This window comes from Mesorhizobium sp. ORM8.1 (assembly GCF_053005525.2).
In genome coordinates this window covers 1,198,394-1,215,156 of record NZ_CM132600.1, presented here as the reverse complement: position 1 = coordinate 1,215,156, position 16,763 = coordinate 1,198,394, and the positions used below count along the sequence as shown (strand labels likewise).

Here is a 16,763-nt window from a genome sequence, read left to right as displayed (position 1 = left end):
GCAAGCAAAAATCGGAGATGAATGAAAATGACCACAAACAATCACCACAACGGCAGCGTCTTCCGGGTCGACAAGTTCGTCGTGCTTGCGCAGGCGCGCGACGAGATTCTCGCCAGGGTATTTCAGACGCATGAGCTGTTGCGCCGGCAGGAGGGCTTCGTGCGCGACTATTTGCTCGAGCAATTCTCCGGCCCGGGCGAGTTCAACCTCGTCACCATGGTCGAATGGGAAAGCCAGGAGGCGGTCGACAAGGTCGTGCCGATCGTCAAGGCCGCGCATGAGCGCATCGCCTTCAGTCCGCAGGAGACGCTCCAGCGCCTCGGCGTGAAAGCCGACATCGCCAACTATCAGCGTGTGCCGGAGGTATAAGAGGGCCATCCGGCTCCCGGCGAAGCCACCGCGACGCTCAGCACCTGGCCGGTGCGGGCGTCGCTCACCATGTGCTCGAAGCCACGCCATTCGGCTGCGAGGATGAACAGGGTGCGGCCGTCGGCGCCACCCAGCATACAGGCAAAGCAGCCGCGATCGACTTCGACCCGATCGACTTTCGCACCGCCCTCACGCACCCTCACGCAGTGCTTGTTGGGAACATCCGCGTACCAGACCGCCCCTTCGGCATCGAGACAGATGCCATCGGGATAATCGTTGCCGAGATCGGCCCACACGCGCCGGTTGGCCAGGGTGCCATCGCCAACGATGTCGAAAGCGGTCAGCCGGTTGGCATGGGATTCGGCAATGATCAGTGTCTTGTTGTCAGCACTCACCGCCATGCCGTTGGCAAACGCGATATCCTCGGCCACCTGCTGGACCCTGCCATCATGCGTGATCAGCACGATAGTGCCGGGGCCAAAATGTTCGCCCGACGCCGGTGCCGGCCCACCGCCATTGACATAGATGTTGCCGCGCCCATCGACGACGATCTCGTTCCATGGACTTTTCGATGATTGCCTAAGATCGGCATGTGTGACGAGCGTTCCGTCCGCTTCCTGCCTGAGCAGAAGGCCTTGCCGACCGCAGATCGCCAGCAGCCGCCCGTCGGGCAGCCAGTCGATCGAATAGGGCAGGACCGCCGGCGCCGTGAGCATGATCTTGCGGTTGCCGTCGGCATCGATCGCGATGATCTCGCCGGTACCCCAGTTGCAGACCCACAGGCGTCCGTCATGCCAGCGCGGCGATTCGCCGAAAGCAAGTCCCTCGGTGATGAGATTGGCTTTCTTGGCGCTGTTTGAGGACGACATTTGGCTGGCTCCGTGGGCGGTTGTCCAGCCTAGGACGGGTGAGACGGGCAGGTTCCTACATCCCGCACCGAAAGTCATGACTATCAGCAACGACACCGCCTCAGCCGTACCTCCCCATTGTTGCGTTGCGGGCAGGGGGCTTTCCGCTATTGAGGCGCAACCTGAAACAGGGACCTGCCCCAAGCCCTATGAGCCTTCTCGACTCGGTCAAGAATACCTTCGTTCCGATCCATCGCGAGGATATCCCTTCATCGCCGCCTTCGGCGCGGCGACGCTGTTTCTCGGTTATTTCTCCTCGGTCCTGTTCTGGATCGGCCTGATCCTGACCGCCTGGTGCGTCTATTTCTACCGCGATCCCGAGCGCGTCACACCGGTCGACGACCGGCTGGTGGTGAGCCCGGCCGACGGTGTGATCTCGGCGGTCGGTCCGGCCGTGCCGCCGAGCGAGCTCGGCCTGGGCTCTGGCGAGATGACCCGCATCTCGGTGTTCATGAACGTGTTTTCCTGCCACATCAACCGCGCCCCGGTGCGCGGCCGCATCACGCGCATCGAGCACAAGCCTGGCAAGTTCCTTAATGCCGAGCTCGACAAGGCAAGCTCTGAGAATGAGCGCAACGGCCTGGTCATCGACAGCCCGAACGGCACGATCGTCGCCGTGCAGATCGCCGGCCTGGTCGCGCGCCGCATCGTCTGCTGGGCCGAGCAAGGCGGCAACATCGCCATTGGCGAGCGCTTCGGCCTGATCCGCTTCGGCTCGCGCGTCGACGTCTTCCTGCCCAAGAATGCCGTGCCGCGCGTCGCGGTCGGCCAGACGGCGGTGGGCGGCGAGACCGTGCTGGCCGAATTCGGCGGCACTGCGGTCACGCCACTGGTCAGGGTTTCCTGAACGGTGGGCGCGCCCTTCAAGAAATTCGAGGCTCATGCCAGCGGCGGTCCGCGCATCCGCGAGATCCCGATGCGCATGGTGCTGCCCAATCTGGTCACGGTGCTTGCCATCTGCGCCGGTCTTTCCGGCATCCGCTTCGCCTTCGAGAACCGCTTCGAGACGGCGGTGGTCATGGTGCTGCTCGCCGCTTTCCTCGACGGCATCGACGGGCGGCTGGCGCGCATGCTGAAGGCCACCTCGAAATTCGGCGCGCAGATGGATTCGCTGGCCGACATCGTCAATTTCGGCGTGGCGCCGGCGCTGGTGCTCTATGCCTTCCTGCTCGACCGCGCCGGATCGCCGGGCTGGATCGCGGCACTTCTGTTCACCATCGCCTGCGGCATGCGGCTTGCCCGCTTCAATGTGCTGGCCGAAGATCATGACCAGCCGGCATGGCAGACCGAGTATTTCGTCGGCGTGCCGGCGCCGGCGGGCGCGGTGCTGGTCATGCTGCCACTCTATCTGTCGTTCCTGCGATTGGGCATCGAGCCAAGCCGTTCCGCCGCCTTCATCGCTACCGGTTTCACCGTGCTGGTCGCCTTCCTGCTGGTCAGCCGGTTGCCGGTCTATTCCGGCAAGAGCGTCAAGGTACCGGGTGACAGGGTATTGCCGATCATCCTTGGCGTCGTGCTCTACATCCTCTTGCTGATGACCTATCCCTGGTACACGCTGACGGCGTCGGTCGCCGGCTATCTCTTGTTCCTGCCGTTCTCGGTGCGCGCCTATTCCAAGCGGGCGAAGCTCGAAGGCGAGAAGGTACCGCCCTCGGATATCGGTTAGGGTTGCAGTCCGCGCAGCAGCAGATCGCTCCACGCCAACGCGAAGCGTTGGTCGCTGATATTGATCGCGCGCTCGCCCCAGATCGCTTCAAAGACGCGAAACATGGCGACGCTGCCGACGATGACGGCGGCCACGGCTTGGCTGTCATGCGGGCGTAGCGCGCCGCTCTCCTGATGCTCTCGCAGCCACTCCGCGACGGCGAGATAAGTCCTTTGCATGATCTCGCCCCGCGCCGTGGCTTTCAGGTCCGGGAAATGATCCAGATCGCGCCACAGGATCCTGAGCACGTCACGGTTGGCGCCGAGCCGCGCCAGCATGCCCTCGACGAGCTGCCGCGCTTTTTGGTCTATCGGCAACGATGTCTTATCAAGCTCCATCTGCCCCTCACGCGCGATGTCGACAAACTGGTCGATCGCCTCGGTGAGCAGCGCCTCTTTTGACGGGTAGTGCTTATAGAGAGCGCCGGAACCTCGCGACAGCCCCGCCGCGGCCTGTATCTCGGGAATGCTGGTGCGGTCGTATCCGCGATCGGCAAACAGCCGAATGGCCTCACGAAGGATCCGTTCGCGTCCGTTTGAGGGCGGCTTCATTGGCCTGTCCTTATCTTGCTCTGTCTCGCTGGACTCACGTCCGACGTTCGTGCTCTGAAAGCCAGTCCATCCAGCGTCTTTTGCCCAGGCGCTCGGCCGTCTCGACCAAACCCATGGCAAGACTCATCTTCCGGCTGACCGGTAGCGGCACGATGAGACGCCGGAGGCCCAGCGCATCTCGATATCGCCTGCCGAAGGTTGAGAACGGCATCACGTCAGGGCCTCCGATCTCCGGCCGCATACCGCGTTTCCCGTCATCGACGGCTTGGGCGATGTAGGTGGCGACATCGCGCGTATCGACCGGGTTCGACGGTGACGTCGGCAGTGGCCAAACCGGCAGCCATCTCAACCCACCGAGCATCTTTGCCAGAAGGTAGTAAAATGGCGTTGCCCGGATGACGGACCACGAAAGCGGCGACGCGCGCACCAAGCGCTCGCCCGCCAGCTTCACCTGGCTGTAGGGCAGGGTGCTGCCTTCCAGGCCGACGATCGACACGAAGATGAAATGGGCAACACCAGCTCGTTGCGAAGCGGCAAGCAGCTGCCGCGTCCCGTCGACATCGACATCGGGAGGACTGGAGAAGAAATCGACGAGCCGCATGCCTCGCTTGGCGATGGGCGACAGCGTCGCGGCATGCACGACGGTGTCTATGCCACGCAGCGCGTCCTCCAGACCGTCCCCGGTTGCCAGATCGCCGATTGCCCACTCGACGGACGTGTCTGGTTGCGCTTTTCTGACCAGCAGCCTGACGTCATGCCCCGAATTCGTCAGGGCCGGCACCAGATCACGCCCGAGGTGCCCGGTGCCACCGGTGACAAGGATCTTTGCCATAGCCTCTTCCTCGCGGTTGCAAGCTTGTTAGTGAGTAAATGGTCACTCACCTCATTTGTTCCTCGCGGTAGCATGCGGCATGGAGGCTTGGCCGAGGCCGCATCGGCTAGAGCAATTCCAGGAAAAGCGTGAGCGGTTAAGTTCGGCGGCTTCGCCCAGAATTGCGTAAAAACAAAGAGATAAAGCCGTTCGCCGTTTTCGTGAACGGTGAAACGCGCCAGGTATCCAAAACCCGGCGGCGAAATGGCGTGTCAGGCCGCCACCCCCAGCCCCAGGCGATCGATCGCCAGCTTGCGCGCCGAGACGTAATCCGTCTTGCCGGAGCCCAGCACCGGGATCTCGTCCACCTTGATGATGTCGTTGGGCACCATTAGTTCCGCAGCACCTGCTTTCTTGCCGAACTGGCGCAATTCCTCGGCGCTGGCATCGTCGGCGGTGGTGACCAGCACGATGCGCTCGCCGCGCCTTTTGTCGGGCACCGCAACCGCCGCGTGACGCTCTTCCGGCCACAGCGACTGGACAAGCATTTCGACCGCGCCCAGCGACACCATCTCGCCGGCGATCTTGGCGAAGCGTTTTGCCCGGCCGCGGATGGTGATGAAGCCGTCGCGGTCGACGGTGACGATGTCGCCGGTGTCGTGCCAGCCTTCCAGCGGCTGCAATTCGCCGGGACGGTCGGCGGTCATGTAACCCATCATCAGGTTCGGCCCGTCGAGCCATAGCCGGCCGCCTTCGCTGATGCCCTCGATCGGCTCGAGCTTCATGCGGATCGCCGGCAGCGGCCGTCCGACTGTGCCGTCGCGGCCATGAATGGCGGTGTTGACCGCCACCACGGGCGCGGCCTCGGTCAACCCGAAACCTTCGACGATCGAAGCCTGGAAGCGGTCGCGATAGGTGCGCCGCGTTTCTGGCTTCACGGCCTCGGCGCCCGCCACCACGAAGCGCAGGCTGGAGAAGTCGCCGTCCTTGGCGGTGCGGGCATAATTGGCGAGGAACGTGTCGGTGCCGAACATCACGGTCGGCTTCACCTTGCGAGCGATCTCGGGGATGATCTTGTAGTGCAGCGGCGAGGGGTAGAGGAACAGCTTTACCCCCAGCACCAGCGGCAGGATGGTGCCGCCGGTCAGGCCGAAGGAATGGAACGCCGGCAGCACGTTGAGCAGGATGTCGGCCGGTGAGACCGAAACACGCGCCTCCGCCTGCATGACGTTGGCAAGCAGGTTGCGGTTGGACAGCACCACCGCCTTCGGCGTGCCCTCCGAGCCCGAGGTGAACAGGATAACGGCCGGCTTCGAGGCCTGCTGCCGCTGCAGCGGCAAGCGCCAGAACAGCGCGGCCGCGACCTTGTCCAGGCTCGTCACGCCGGCGCGGATATCCTCCAGCCAGAGCATTTTTGCCCCGCCCGCCTCGACGGCGGCGACGATGTCGTCGATGGCCGCTTTCTCGATGAAGGCGCGGGAGGAGACAACCGTCCGGATGACGGCGGTGCGGACCGCGGCGGTCACGCTGGCCGGCCCGGCGGTGTAGTTGATCATCGCTGCCACGCGGCCCGCCGAGATCAGGCCGACGAAAGTCAGCACCACGCCATTGGCATTGGGCAACAGCACGCCGACCGCTTCGCCGGGCGCCGTCACGGCCTCGAAGCGGCGGCCAAGCACCCGCGCGCCGATGAACATCTTGCGATAGCTCAGCGAACCGGAGATCACGTCCTCGATGATCGGTCGCGACGGGCCGATGCGGTCGGCGGCGTCGCGCATGGCGAGGAACAGGCCGCGGTCGAGATTGGTGCCGAAAAGCCGCGCCTCGGCGATACGGTCGAACAGCGCGTTGGTGTTGGAGGCCATGTCGGGATTGCGCGCCACCAGTTCGGCGATCGTCATCGGCTCCAGCACGCTGATCGACAGGCGCTGGAACCAGTGGCGCGGTGCTTTCTCCTTCGGCGTCAGCGACATCGGCAGGTCGCGCGCGCCGGCAACGAAGATCGGCACGATACGGGCGTCGGCCTGCATGGCGATACGGGTGACGGCGCGAAACAGCCGGAACGACTTCACGTCGGGCTCGACGTCGTCGGGCAGATAGACGGCAAGACGGCCTTTGCCTTTCAGCACCCGGACCAGGCGGCGGCTGACGAAGACATGCTCGGCGTTGAAAGCGATGGTGCGGCCAAGCTCCCGCCACGGCTCCAGCCAGGGCGATCGGGCGGAAGCCTCGTCCAGGATGTGCAGCGTGTCGTCGGGCAGCAGCGACAGCATCAGTGCCGGCTCCAGCCGCGACTGGTGCGAAATGACATATATGACCGGCGTCTTTGCGCCGCGGGCGATGCGGATGCGGTTGTCGTCAATGCGGTAGGCGAGCTTGAACGGCACGTGGAGCAGCGCCTGGGTAAAGCGCAGGTCGAGCCGGAAGGTCTCGATCGCGCCGATCAGCAGCCAGGCAAAGACAAGGCCCGCCAGCAGCGCCAGGGTCAGGATCATGCCGCTCTCTCCCAGTCTCCTCGACGCGGCTCTTGCGCGGCCGCTTCGGCGAAGAGGGTAGCGGAAGTGAAGGGAAGGTCAATGCGGGGGCGCGATCGCAGCGAGCGTCGATTCCAGGGCGGGAAAGTGATGGGCCGAGAGATTCGCTGTCATCACTTGAAAATTGGCGACACATGTCGTAAATAATATGACACATGACGGAGACGTAACCGTGGCCAATATCCCAATGGGGTTTGCCGAGGCTCCACGTATGGAGCCGGAGTTCGAACGCGTGATCGATCTGTTTGGCGGGCCGAAAATTCTCGGATTTTCCGTTTCCAGTCCGCTTGAGGCACATGAAATGATCCTGCACGGAATTCCAGGCCGGGCCTTGGAAAGCCTTGTCGGGCATCTGACCGTTATTGATCTTGCCGATGCTTTCCAGACGGCATTCGGCATGAGCGAGCGCACATTTCAGCGGCATAAATCGGATCACTCCAAGATCCTCAATAAGGAGCAAGGTTCAAGAACCTGGAATTTCGCCAGGATTCTCACGAAGGCCACGTCCGTTCTTGGAACGCAGGAAGAGGCCGAGAAGTGGATGATCCAGCCCGCGATGGGCTTGGACAATCGGCGACCGATTGATCTCTTGGCCACGGCGGCGGGCACTGCGCTTGTGCAGGAGTTTCTCGAGAGGCTCGACTACGGTGTCTACGCGTGACGCCGTTGCCGGGCTCTCTCGGAACAGGAAATGTCCTGGGCTGGAGACTTGACCACAAGCGCTTCAAGGCAACTTGGGACAGCGGTGAGGGGGCCTTCAAACTCGGAGGAAGGTGGAACAGCAAAGGTGTCAGGGCTGTGTACGCGTCCGTTGACCCTTCGACCGCGATTCTCGAGGTGGCTGTTCACAAGGGATTTCGGACGCTCGATACCGTTCGTCATGTGCTGACGGCATTTGACATCACCGATCCGTCAGAAATTCATGTCGCGGAGATCAACGATATTCCAAACGCAAACTGGCTGCGCCCCGGCATTCCCAGCGCGGGGCAACAGCAGTTTGGCGACAGTCTGCTGGCAAAGCATCCCTTGTTTCTCATTCCAAGCGCTGTATCCCAACACAGTTGGAACTTGGTGTTCGATCCGGGCCGAGCGGCCGGCCTTTACAGATTGCACCTCCAAGAGGATTTCGCGCTGGACACAAGGCTTCATCCTCCCGCGAGCTAGGCCCGGCTAGGAATGTCCTTCACGCCGCCTTCAATCGCCCGCTGATGAACCGGAACTCCTGCGTCTTGCCGCCATAGCCATAGGCCGCGGCCGGCACTTCGTGGACGAAGGCGTAGCTTTCCTCATGCACGCCGCCGAGCAGCCGGCCGAAGGCCTCGAAGATCGCCTTGAGATAGGCTTCGAGCTCGAGCTTGGTGTTGGTGCCGTCGACTACCTTGATGTCCAGCCAGAAGGTATTGGTGCCATGCTCGGCCAGCGACTTGCCGCCGGCGAACCAGTGTTCCGGGTCGACATAGTTGACGGCGACGGCTGTGATCGTCGGGTCCTTGCGCAGCTCCCTGGCCGTGATTTGGGTGATGTCCTTGGCAATAGCCGCGGACAGCTTGGCGTCCGGCTTGCCGGTGACGGCGATGGTGATGATCGGCATTTTTCTCTCCTTTGGTTTGGCGCGTCGCGCCTTCGATGGGGAGACATATGGGCCCATGCACGCATCAATAAAATCGAATTGTTTTTGACAAATACTTCGATAACATCGAAGTATGGAAATGCTCGATCCCGACCTGCTGAAAACCTTCCTGGCCTTTGTCGATGGCGGCTCGCTGGCGAGCGCGGCGTCCACTGTCGGCCGCACGCCGTCGGCGGTGACCGCGCAGATGCAGCGGCTGGAGGAGATCGTTGGTGAGCCGCTGCTGACGCCGCAGGGCAGGGGGCGCGGCCTGACGCCGGCCGGTGAGGACCTTGTCGGTCACGCCCGCCGCATCCTTGCCGTCCACACCGAGGCCTGGCTGGCGCTGAAGGGCGCGCGCGCCGGGGGCCGCATCGCCATCGGCACCACGCAGGACTTTGCCGATCACGGCCTGCCGGAGCTTTTGCGGGCCTTTGCCGCCAGCCATCCGCGTGTGCGCATCGAATTGCGCGTCGGCCGCTCCCAGGAGCTCGGCTCGGCGCTGCAAGCGGCCCAGCTCGACATCGCCATTCTCATGCGCCAGGCGCCGTCGCCCGATGAAGTGGCGCTGATCAGCGAATCGATGCTGTGGCTTTGCTCGGAAAAAGGGTTGGCAACGCGACAAGAGGTGCTGCCGCTGGCGCTGCTCGATCCCTATTGCGGCTTCAGGGAGGCCGCGCTCATGGCGCTCGACGCCGCCGGCCGCCGCTATCGCATCGCCGCCGGCAGCGCCAGCCTTGCCGGCCTGCGCACCGCGGTCAATGCCGGCATCGCGCTGACGCCGCGCACGCGGCGCTTTGCCCATTCGGGCATTGTGGAGGCGCCATACGAGCTCGACCTGCCGCCGCTGCCGATGGCCAATTTCGCCATCCGCCTCGCCCGAGAGGCCGAAACTCCGGCACGCGACCTTGCGGACCTGCTCGGCGGCGGCCTGGCGCCGTCCTGAAGAAAAAGCCGACCTTATGGGTCGGCTTCTAGTCGGACGGGTCGAGGGGTTTGGGGGGACTTGGGGGTGACCCGTCGATGCAATAATGCCTGGGCCGGATGATGGTTCCGTGACTGGCAAAATATTTTTACGAACGCGCCGATTTCGCCTTCCACCAGTCGCGTCCGGCGTGCGCAAACACCGCGCAAAGCACGATCGCGCCGCCGATGACGCTGGCCACGGGCGGGACTTCGCCGAGGAAAACCAGCGCAAACAAGATGGCGAAGGGCACTTCGGCCGAGCCGAGCAGGCCGGCCTCGGCGGCGGGAATGAGCCGCGAGCCTTCCGTCCACAGGATCGAGGCCAGCGCGAACGAGCAGCCGAAGGCGCCAAGCAGCGCCGCGTCGCGGCCCGAGACCGCCAGCGGATCGGTGACGAACCAGCCGAGCACGAACAGCAGGAAGGCCGACACCGCGCTGGCCCAGACGACGGGCGAGTGACGGAAGGCGCGCACCATAATCATGTAGAGCGCGCTGCCGGCGGTCATCAAAAGCGCCAGTCCGTCGCCGAACAGATGGCCGCTGCCGAAGCCGGCGCCGACCATGATGGCGACGCCGCAGAGCGACACGGCCGCCGCCAGCATCGTCTGCAGCCGGAATTTCTCGCCCACCAGAGGGAAGGCGAGCACGGCCGCGATGAACGGCGAGGTGGCGTAGATCACCGCGACATTGGCGACATAGGTGAATTTGAAGGCCGAGATGAAGGCGATGCTGGCCGCCGCGCCCTCGATCGCCAGCAGCCAGCCGCGCCAGCCGAGTCGCAGGCTTTCGCGCCCGCCCGAGCGACGCCGGCGCCACAGCACATAGAGGCTGATCAGGATCGAGCCGACGAAGCCGCGCCAGCAGGTGATGGTCAGCGGATCGGCATGGATCGACTTGGTCAGCACGCCGGTGAGCGCGAAGGCGATGGCCGAGGTCGACACCAGGATGATGCCGAGCGTCCGCTCCGCCGCCACGTCGGCGACAGCACTTGGCGCAAGCTTCTCCGGCATGTCCAGCATATCGGTCATGGCGACAGACTACCGCGTTGCTGCTGACAACCTTGCGTCATGAGTGGCTAGACCCGTTTGCGGAAACGTTCGTTGCCGACGATGAGCAGGCCGGCGCCGACGATCAGCATCGCGCCGATGAAAACCTCCCGGCGCGGCACGTCGCCCCAGATGGCGTAGCCCAGCGCGAAGGCCCAGATCAGCGAGGTGTACTCGAACGGCGCCACGATCGACACCGGCGCCCGCCGCATGCCTTCGAACAGCATGTATTGCGCGACGCCGCCGAGCGCGCCGACGCTGATCAGAAGCAGGAGCTGGCCGCCATCGGGCATGCGCCACCACAAGAGCGCGGGTACCGCCGAAAACAGCAGGAAATAGAAATTGTTGAGCACGAGCTGGATCATGGTGCGCTCCTGCATGGCGGTCTTGCGCAACAGAACCACGGCGATGCCCCACAACACGGCGGCCGCCAGCACCAGAAGCACCGGCACGGAGACGCCGAGCCGGGTCGGGTCGCAGGCGACGAACACGCCGACGAAGCCGATGAACACCGCGGTCCAGTGCAGCAGCGGCACCCTCTCGCCCAGGATCAGCACCGACAGCACGGTGACGATGATGGGTGCCGCGTAATAGATGGTGGTGAGCTCGGCGAGCTGCAGCGAGCGCGCGGCGTTGTAGTAGCAGAGCCAGGCGGCGAGCGTGAAGGCGCTGCGCACCAGCATCGGCTTGACGATCGACGAGTTGACCGTATCGGTAAACAGCCGCCTGCCGCCGATCGCGCCGCAGGCGACGAGCACGGTGACCGAGCGGAAGAACATGATCTGCCACACGCTCATGCCGACGACCAGAAGCTTGATCGAGGCGTCCTGCGCCGAAAACAGGAAATAGGCGACGGCCGTGAACAGGATGCCGGCCAGCACCCTTTCGCGGCTATCGAGGACGACGACATCGACCATGCGGCTTGCTTTGCGTGGGGCGGGCTCCGCCCCTGCTGGAGCCGCTGTCCCTGCTATACGGGCGAAAGCTTGCCTGGCGCTGCTCCAGCGTGGCGCTTGCGTTGGCGCAGGGAAGGCAACGAGCTGATCAGACCTTACTGCGTTGCCCGGTAGAGCTCCGAGGCCGCGTCCTTCAGCGCGCGCCGTCCGTCCGGCCGCAGGTACATCATATGCCCGCCGTCGAGCACGTCGAGCCGGATCGGCTTGGCGCCGATGAGCGTCGGGATCTGGTTCACTAGGTAGCGCGTGCCGAGATAGGGCGTGACGAGGTCGGTATAGCCATTGACGATGACGACGCCGAGCGATGGATTGAGCGCGCGTGCCCGCTGCAGATCGTTCATCACGCCGGCATAGCCTTGTCCTGAAGTGCCGTAGTCCCAATTGTGGCCGACATCGCCGCTGAGCAGCCGGTAGCTGACATCGGTGTGGTAGTTCAATTCGTCGTGCGCATAGGTGACGAAGGCCGAGGTAAGCGCCGGCACGCTGCGGTCGAGCACCGGATCGGGGCCGACCTCGCGGGCGCTCTCGGGCTCGATGTCGGCGCCGCCGACGGTGGCGTCGTAGGGGCTGAGCACCTTGCCCTTGGCGCGCTGGAATTCTTTCGCGAACAGCCCGATCGGCACACGGGCGAAATTGCGCTGGACGAGATCGAGCGGCAGACCGGTGATCTCGGCCACGCGCTCGCTCGCCAGCTTGCCGCCTTGCTCCAGCCCGCTGTTCAGCGCGCCCAGATAGTCGCCAAGCGCGTAATGCTCGATATCGGCGAGTTTGTCGCGTAATGCATCGCCGCTGACACCGTCGTTGCGGAGTTTTGCCGCCGCCAGCGAGGGCAGTTCGAGCGCCCAGTGCAATTGGTCGAACTGGTCCGGCCGCACCAGCATGAACTCCAGCGCCGGCGAGATCAGCACGATGCCGCTTGGGCTGAGGCCGACATCCTCCTGCAGCGTGCGTGCCAGGAGTGCGGCGCGGAACCCGCCATAGCTTTCGCCAGCGAGGAACAGCGGCGATCCGGTGCGGCCGTTCTGCGCCAAATAAAGGCGGATGAAGGCGCCGACCGAGCTGGCGTCCGCGTCGACGCCCCAGAACTCCTTGCCCTCATGCCCTGGCGCCTCGCGGCTGTAGCCGGTGCCGACCGGATCGACGAAGACAAGATCGCTCATGTCGAGCCAGCTGTCGGGATTGTCGATCAGCCTTTGCGGCGGCGGCAGGAACTCGCCGTTGGCCGAGGTCTGGACGATGCGCGGTCCGATCGCGCCCAGATGCAGATAGGCCGAGGCAGCACCCGGCCCGCCATTGAAGACGAAGGTGATCGGCCGGTCCTTCGCCGGCTGGCCCGGCTGCTGGGTATAGGCGACATAAAAGATCTCGGCGCTGACATCGCCCTTGGCCGACAACAGCGACAGCGTGCCGGTCTTGGCCTGGTAATCGAGCTTGCGGCCGGCAAGCGTGATCGAATGGCTGGTGACCTGCGGCGCCGGCAACAGCGACAGCACGCCGCCCTCGGGCGCCGGGCGTTCCGGTGTTTCGGCGGTAAGGGCCGGCTGGGCGAAGGCGACGAGCGTGAGAAGAACGAGGGGGACGAATTTGGATCGCATGACGGCTCCGGGGAATGACACCCGCAAGGTATGGCCGGGGCGGCCGATGTCAAAGGGCATCTCAAGGCTTCAGTTCCTCTCCCCCGCCAAAGGCGGGGAGAGGTGCCCGCGAAGCGGACGGGGAGGGGCTTTCGTAGGGCGTTCCCCCTCTCCGTCTCGGCTTCGCCGAGCCACCTCTCCTCCACTTCGTAGGGGCGAGGAACCCAAGCTGGAATGTGCTATCAACCACTAAGACGGTATCGAAAGGAACCCAAACAATGGACGCGACCGCACTCAAGACCATGCAGGCGCCGCTGAAGGATGCCTATCGCGAGGACGCCGCCAAGGCGCTGATCACGCTGAAAGCCCGCGGCACGCTCGACGACCAGTCGATCGCCTGCAAGGTCGAGACGGGCAGGGCGCTTAGCGTGGCCGGCCTGCATCCGGCAACAGGCGGTTCCGGCCTCGAACTGTGCTCCGGCGACATGCTGCTGGAGGCGCTTGTCGCCTGCGCTGGCGTGACTTTGAAAGCGGTGGCCACCGCGCTGGAGTTCAAGCTGGGCAATGCGACGGTCGAGGCCGAAGGCGACCTCGATTTTCGCGGTACGCTGGGTGTGGCCAAGGACGCGCCGGTCGGCTTTCGCGAAATCCGGCTTAAATTCGGCCTCGACACCGACGAGCCGCAGGAGCGCATCGATTCGCTGATCAAGCTCACCGAGCGCTATTGCGTGGTGTTCCAGACGATCAACAACAAGCCGGTGTTGAGTGTGAGCGCGGAGCGTTGAAGTGCTGATCGCCCCCTCCGAGGGGCAGGGCAATCGCATATGAGTTTTTACGAAGAGGACCCCCACCCTAACCCTCCCCACAAGGGGAGGAAACGCTGCCGCACGCCACCCTTTTTGGCGTCGAACCTAGGCGATTTGCGGAGATCGGCGCCTACCAAGTCTCCCTCCCCCTTGTGGGGAGGGATTAAGGGTGGGGGTCCTCTTCGTAAAAACTCACGATTGCCCTGCCCACAAGGGGGAGATCAGCAGCTTCGGGGCAGCCCTATTGCGCCGACGGCGTCTCCGCGTCCCCTTCATCGGTGAACGGCGAGGCGCTTGGCACGCATTGCACCGCCCAGCCCTGCGGTGTCGGCTGCTTCTGGTATTCGGTGACGGCGTTGGTGCACTGTTCGCGGGTGTCGAAGGTGCTGGGCAGCACCACCATGCCGCCTTGCGGGCCGGCGATCACCAGATACCAGACCAACGCCACGCTGGGAGTAGCAGCCATGGGGAATTCCTCGCTTTGCTTGATGTCGAAGTCGGATCGATCCTAGCAATTCCCCATCTGCGGCGAAAGCTGGCCGCGAGGAACGCTTCCGCCGCGCCGTTCACAGACCCGTGAACGCGGGGGACGCTACTCGGGCTGCCGGTAGGCGACGAACCGGTTGTGCTTGGCCTGGAAGATCAGCCCGGTTTCCTTCAGCTCGGGGCTGGCCAGCGGCACGATGCGCCGGGCGATCTCCGAAGGGTGCGGCAGCGTTTCCGGATCCTCGCCGGGCATCGCCTGCGCGCGCATGGCGGTGCGGGTGGCGCCGGGGTCGGCGGCATTGATCCTGAGCGGCAGGCTCTCGGTCTCATGCGCCCAGGAACGCATCATCGTCTCGACCGCGGCCTTGGAAGCCGCGTAAGGCGCCCAGAAAGCGCGCGCCGAATGCGCCGCGTTTGACGACAGGATAATGGCGCGGCCGGCGTCGGAGAGCCTAAGCAGCGGATCGACCGAGCGGATCAGCCGCCAAGTCGAGGTGACATTGATGGTCATCACCTTGTCGAAGGTCTTTGCCTCGACATGGCCGATCGGCGAGATGACGCCGAGCACGCCGGCATTGGCGACCAGTATGTCGAGCTTGCCCCAGCGCTCATGGATGGCGCCGCCCAGCCGGTCGATGCCGGGCATGTCGGCGAGGTCGAGCGGCACCAGCGTCGCCTGACCGCGGCCATCGGCCTTGATCTGGTCGTCGAGTTCTTCCAGCCCGCCAACGGTGCGCGCCACCGCCACCACATGCGCGCCGGCCGCGGCCAGTTCCCTGGCGATGAAATAGCCGATGCCGCGCGAGGCGCCGGTAACGACCGCCACGCGGCCGGAAAGGTCGAGGGTCATGCTGGAATTTCCGTAAAGAGCGACCTACACCCCGTTGTTCGCCAGCAGCGACAGCGTGCGCACATTGTCGTGGCCTTCGAAGTCGAGCAGGCGGGTGGGGTACTGTCCAGTGAAGCAGGCGTCGCAGAATTGCGGCTGCTCGTTGTCACGGCCGGCCTCGCCGACGGCGCGGTAGAGCCCGTCGATCGACAGGAAGCCGAGCGAATCGACGCGGATGAACTCGGCCATCTCCTCGACCGACATGCGCGACGCAAGCAGCTTCGATTTTTCCGGCGTGTCGACGCCGTAGAAGCACGACGCGCTGGTCGGCGGCGAGGCGATGCGCATATGCACTTCCCTGGCGCCGGCGTCGCGCACCATCTGCACGATCTTCTGGCTGGTGGTGCCGCGCACGATGGAATCGTCGACCAGCACCACGCGCTTGCCCTCGATCATGCGGCGGTTGGCGTTGTGCTTGAGCTTCACGCCCATGTGGCGGATCGAATCGCCGGGCTGGATGAAGGTGCGGCCGACATAATGGTTGCGGATGATGCCGAGCTCGAAAGGAATGCCCGCGGCCTGGGAAAAGCCGATCGCCGCCGGCGTGCCGGAATCCGGCACTGGTACCACGATGTCGGCCTCGACCGGGTTTTCCTGCGCCAGCTCCGCGCCGATGCGCTTGCGCACTTCATAGACATTGCGGCCTTCGACCGAGGAATCCGGCCGCGCGAAATAGACATATTCGAAAATGCAGAAGCGGGTCTTCTGCGGCTCGAACGGGAACAGGCTCTCGATGCCCTTGGCGGTGATCACCACCATCTCGCCGGGCTTCAGATCGCGCACGAAGCGGGCGCCGATGATGTCGAGCGCACAAGTTTCGGAGGCGAGGATCCAGGCGCCGTCGAGATCGCCAAGCACCAGCGGCCGGATGCCGAGCGGATCGCGGCAGCCGATCATCTTCTTGGCCGTCATCGCCACCAGCGAGAAGGCGCCCTCGACCTGGCGCACCGCATCGATGAAGCGGGAATTCAGGTCGCGCTCCTTGCTGGTCGCGACCAGATGCAGCAACGTTTCGGTGTCGGACGTGGACGAAAAAATCGCGCCTTGCTTCTGCAGGGCACGCTGCACCGTCATGGCGTTCGTGAGATTGCCGTTATGGGCGACCGCGAAGCCGCCATCGGCAAGCTCGGCGAAGAAAGGCTGGATGTTGCGCATGCCGGCGCCGCCGGTCGTGGCGTAGCGTGTGTGGCCGATGGCGCGGTTGCCTTGCAGGCTGTCGATGACGCGCTGCTTGGTGAACGTGTCGCCGATCAGGCCGACATGGCGTTCGACATGGAACTGCGTGCCGTCATAAGAAACGATGCCGGCCGCTTCCTGGCCGCGATGCTGTAGCGCGTGCAGGCCGAGTGTGACGATCGCCGCCGCGTCCTGGCGGCCGAAGATGCCGAACACGCCGCATTCGTCATGGAAATGGTCGTCGGCCTCGGCGGAAAGGACTTGGCCTCTATCTGCCGTTGAGTCTGCCATCTGGTGCTCAAGCTCCGCTAAAGCCGCCATATAATGTGATCGCCCGCCGAACGCAACGCACGCTTTCTTGCATTCACAAATTGGCC

Annotated in this window: 17 protein-coding genes and 1 pseudogene; 7 read left to right on the top strand and 11 right to left on the bottom strand. The window is 64.3% G+C overall.

Features of this window, described 5'->3' with window-relative positions; translation table 11 throughout:
• The first annotated feature begins 27 nt into the window (after positions 1–27).
• Entirely contained in the window at positions 28–369 is a 342-nt protein-coding gene (locus tag ACVDG8_RS06445; RefSeq protein ID WP_447253968.1) for an antibiotic biosynthesis monooxygenase, read from the top strand.
• On the opposite strand, the gene ACVDG8_RS06440 is transcribed toward ACVDG8_RS06445, so the two are convergent.
• Positions 348–1,238: an SMP-30/gluconolactonase/LRE family protein gene (locus ACVDG8_RS06440; RefSeq protein WP_447253967.1), complete on the bottom strand. Its 891-nt coding sequence runs from the start codon at positions 1,236–1,238 to the stop codon at positions 348–350. The two genes, ACVDG8_RS06445 and ACVDG8_RS06440, sit on opposite strands and share 22 nt — an antisense overlap.
• 188 nt (positions 1,239–1,426) lie before the next feature.
• Between ACVDG8_RS06440 and ACVDG8_RS06435 the strand changes: the two are divergent.
• Positions 1,427–2,124, top strand: a pseudogene (locus tag ACVDG8_RS06435) (phosphatidylserine decarboxylase).
• A gap of 3 nt (positions 2,125–2,127) precedes the next feature.
• Positions 2,128–2,943, top strand: coding sequence for a CDP-diacylglycerol--serine O-phosphatidyltransferase (gene pssA / locus ACVDG8_RS06430; RefSeq protein WP_447253966.1), 816 nt, complete (start codon positions 2,128–2,130; stop codon positions 2,941–2,943).
• On the opposite strand, the gene ACVDG8_RS06425 is transcribed toward pssA, so the two are convergent.
• The 3 genes from ACVDG8_RS06425 to ACVDG8_RS06415 all read right to left on the bottom strand — a co-directional run bounded on the left by ACVDG8_RS06425 (position 2,940) and on the right by ACVDG8_RS06415 (position 6,839).
• On the bottom strand, positions 2,940–3,533 hold the full coding sequence (locus tag ACVDG8_RS06425) for a TetR/AcrR family transcriptional regulator (RefSeq protein WP_447253965.1): 594 nt from the start codon (positions 3,531–3,533) through the stop codon (positions 2,940–2,942). The genes pssA and ACVDG8_RS06425 overlap by 4 nt on opposite strands.
• A gap of 34 nt (positions 3,534–3,567) precedes the next feature.
• The gene (locus ACVDG8_RS06420) at positions 3,568–4,365 is read right to left on the bottom strand and encodes an SDR family oxidoreductase (RefSeq protein ID WP_447253964.1); all 798 of its coding nucleotides are present in this window, start codon (positions 4,363–4,365) and stop codon (positions 3,568–3,570) included.
• Positions 4,366–4,616: 251 nt separating this feature from the next.
• Complete coding sequence (locus tag ACVDG8_RS06415; protein WP_447253963.1) at positions 4,617–6,839, bottom strand: AMP-binding protein; 2,223 nt, start codon at positions 6,837–6,839, stop codon at positions 4,617–4,619.
• A 211-nt stretch (positions 6,840–7,050) separates the two neighbouring features.
• Here ACVDG8_RS06415 and parS point away from each other — a divergent pair, with 211 nt between their 5' ends.
• A complete protein-coding gene (gene parS, locus ACVDG8_RS06410; RefSeq protein ID WP_447253962.1) occupies positions 7,051–7,539 on the top strand; it encodes a type II RES/Xre toxin-antitoxin system antitoxin in 489 nt (162 codons plus the stop codon).
• Entirely contained in the window at positions 7,536–8,042 is a 507-nt protein-coding gene (locus tag ACVDG8_RS06405) for an RES family NAD+ phosphorylase (RefSeq protein ID WP_447253961.1), read from the top strand. Before parS ends, ACVDG8_RS06405 begins: the two co-directional genes overlap by 4 nt.
• 19 nt (positions 8,043–8,061) lie before the next feature.
• Here the strand turns inward: ACVDG8_RS06405 and ACVDG8_RS06400 are convergent, their stop codons facing one another.
• A complete protein-coding gene (locus ACVDG8_RS06400; RefSeq protein WP_447253960.1) occupies positions 8,062–8,469 on the bottom strand; it encodes a tautomerase family protein in 408 nt (135 codons plus the stop codon).
• A gap of 112 nt (positions 8,470–8,581) precedes the next feature.
• Here ACVDG8_RS06400 and ACVDG8_RS06395 point away from each other — a divergent pair, with 112 nt between their 5' ends.
• Positions 8,582–9,433 (top strand): LysR substrate-binding domain-containing protein, encoded by an 852-nt coding sequence (locus ACVDG8_RS06395; RefSeq protein WP_447253959.1) that lies wholly within the window; start codon positions 8,582–8,584, stop codon positions 9,431–9,433.
• Between the two features lie 127 nt (positions 9,434–9,560).
• Here ACVDG8_RS06395 and ACVDG8_RS06390 read toward each other — a convergent pair whose 3' ends face one another.
• The 3 genes from ACVDG8_RS06390 to ACVDG8_RS06380 all read right to left on the bottom strand — a co-directional run bounded on the left by ACVDG8_RS06390 (position 9,561) and on the right by ACVDG8_RS06380 (position 13,050).
• Positions 9,561–10,472: a DMT family transporter gene (locus ACVDG8_RS06390; RefSeq protein ID WP_447257246.1), complete on the bottom strand. Its 912-nt coding sequence runs from the start codon at positions 10,470–10,472 to the stop codon at positions 9,561–9,563.
• 56 nt (positions 10,473–10,528) lie between these two features.
• Entirely contained in the window at positions 10,529–11,416 is an 888-nt protein-coding gene (locus tag ACVDG8_RS06385; RefSeq protein ID WP_447253958.1) for a DMT family transporter, read from the bottom strand.
• A 134-nt stretch (positions 11,417–11,550) separates the two neighbouring features.
• On the bottom strand, positions 11,551–13,050 hold the full coding sequence (locus ACVDG8_RS06380; RefSeq protein WP_447253957.1) for a S10 family peptidase: 1,500 nt from the start codon (positions 13,048–13,050) through the stop codon (positions 11,551–11,553).
• 257 nt (positions 13,051–13,307) lie between these two features.
• Here ACVDG8_RS06380 and ACVDG8_RS06375 point away from each other — a divergent pair, with 257 nt between their 5' ends.
• Entirely contained in the window at positions 13,308–13,814 is a 507-nt protein-coding gene (locus ACVDG8_RS06375) for an OsmC family protein (protein WP_447253956.1), read from the top strand.
• A gap of 262 nt (positions 13,815–14,076) precedes the next feature.
• On the opposite strand, the gene ACVDG8_RS06370 is transcribed toward ACVDG8_RS06375, so the two are convergent.
• The 3 genes from ACVDG8_RS06370 to purF all read right to left on the bottom strand — a co-directional run bounded on the left by ACVDG8_RS06370 (position 14,077) and on the right by purF (position 16,677).
• The gene (locus tag ACVDG8_RS06370; protein WP_027165524.1) at positions 14,077–14,301 is read right to left on the bottom strand and encodes a hypothetical protein; all 225 of its coding nucleotides are present in this window, start codon (positions 14,299–14,301) and stop codon (positions 14,077–14,079) included.
• Positions 14,302–14,427: 126 nt separating this feature from the next.
• Positions 14,428–15,171: an SDR family NAD(P)-dependent oxidoreductase gene (locus ACVDG8_RS06365; protein WP_447253955.1), complete on the bottom strand. Its 744-nt coding sequence runs from the start codon at positions 15,169–15,171 to the stop codon at positions 14,428–14,430.
• Between the two features lie 24 nt (positions 15,172–15,195).
• Positions 15,196–16,677 (bottom strand): amidophosphoribosyltransferase, encoded by a 1,482-nt coding sequence (gene purF, locus ACVDG8_RS06360; RefSeq protein WP_447253954.1) that lies wholly within the window; start codon positions 16,675–16,677, stop codon positions 15,196–15,198.
• Between the last annotated feature and the right edge of the window lie 86 nt (positions 16,678–16,763).

Bases quoted from the DNA above. Each gene is read 5' to 3' on its own strand.
- ACVDG8_RS06445 (WP_447253968.1), top strand. From the start codon at position 28: ATGACCACAAACAATCACCACAACGGCAGCGTCTTCCGGGTCGACAAG.
- ACVDG8_RS06440 (WP_447253967.1), bottom strand. From the start codon at position 1,238: ATGTCGTCCTCAAACAGCGCCAAGAAAGCCAATCTCATCACCGAGGGA.
- ACVDG8_RS06425 (WP_447253965.1), bottom strand. From the start codon at position 3,533: ATGAAGCCGCCCTCAAACGGACGCGAACGGATCCTTCGTGAGGCCATT.
- ACVDG8_RS06420 (WP_447253964.1), bottom strand. From the start codon at position 4,365: ATGGCAAAGATCCTTGTCACCGGTGGCACCGGGCACCTCGGGCGTGAT.
- ACVDG8_RS06415 (WP_447253963.1), bottom strand. From the start codon at position 6,839: ATGATCCTGACCCTGGCGCTGCTGGCGGGCCTTGTCTTTGCCTGGCTG.
- ACVDG8_RS06400 (WP_447253960.1), bottom strand. From the start codon at position 8,469: ATGCCGATCATCACCATCGCCGTCACCGGCAAGCCGGACGCCAAGCTG.
- ACVDG8_RS06395 (WP_447253959.1), top strand. From the start codon at position 8,582: ATGGAAATGCTCGATCCCGACCTGCTGAAAACCTTCCTGGCCTTTGTC.
- ACVDG8_RS06390 (WP_447257246.1), bottom strand. From the start codon at position 10,472: ATGCTGGACATGCCGGAGAAGCTTGCGCCAAGTGCTGTCGCCGACGTG.
- ACVDG8_RS06385 (WP_447253958.1), bottom strand. From the start codon at position 11,416: ATGGTCGATGTCGTCGTCCTCGATAGCCGCGAAAGGGTGCTGGCCGGC.
- ACVDG8_RS06380 (WP_447253957.1), bottom strand. From the start codon at position 13,050: ATGCGATCCAAATTCGTCCCCCTCGTTCTTCTCACGCTCGTCGCCTTC.
- ACVDG8_RS06375 (WP_447253956.1), top strand. From the start codon at position 13,308: ATGGACGCGACCGCACTCAAGACCATGCAGGCGCCGCTGAAGGATGCC.
- ACVDG8_RS06370 (WP_027165524.1), bottom strand. From the start codon at position 14,301: ATGGCTGCTACTCCCAGCGTGGCGTTGGTCTGGTATCTGGTGATCGCC.
- ACVDG8_RS06365 (WP_447253955.1), bottom strand. From the start codon at position 15,171: ATGACCCTCGACCTTTCCGGCCGCGTGGCGGTCGTTACCGGCGCCTCG.
- purF (WP_447253954.1), bottom strand. From the start codon at position 16,677: ATGGCAGACTCAACGGCAGATAGAGGCCAAGTCCTTTCCGCCGAGGCC.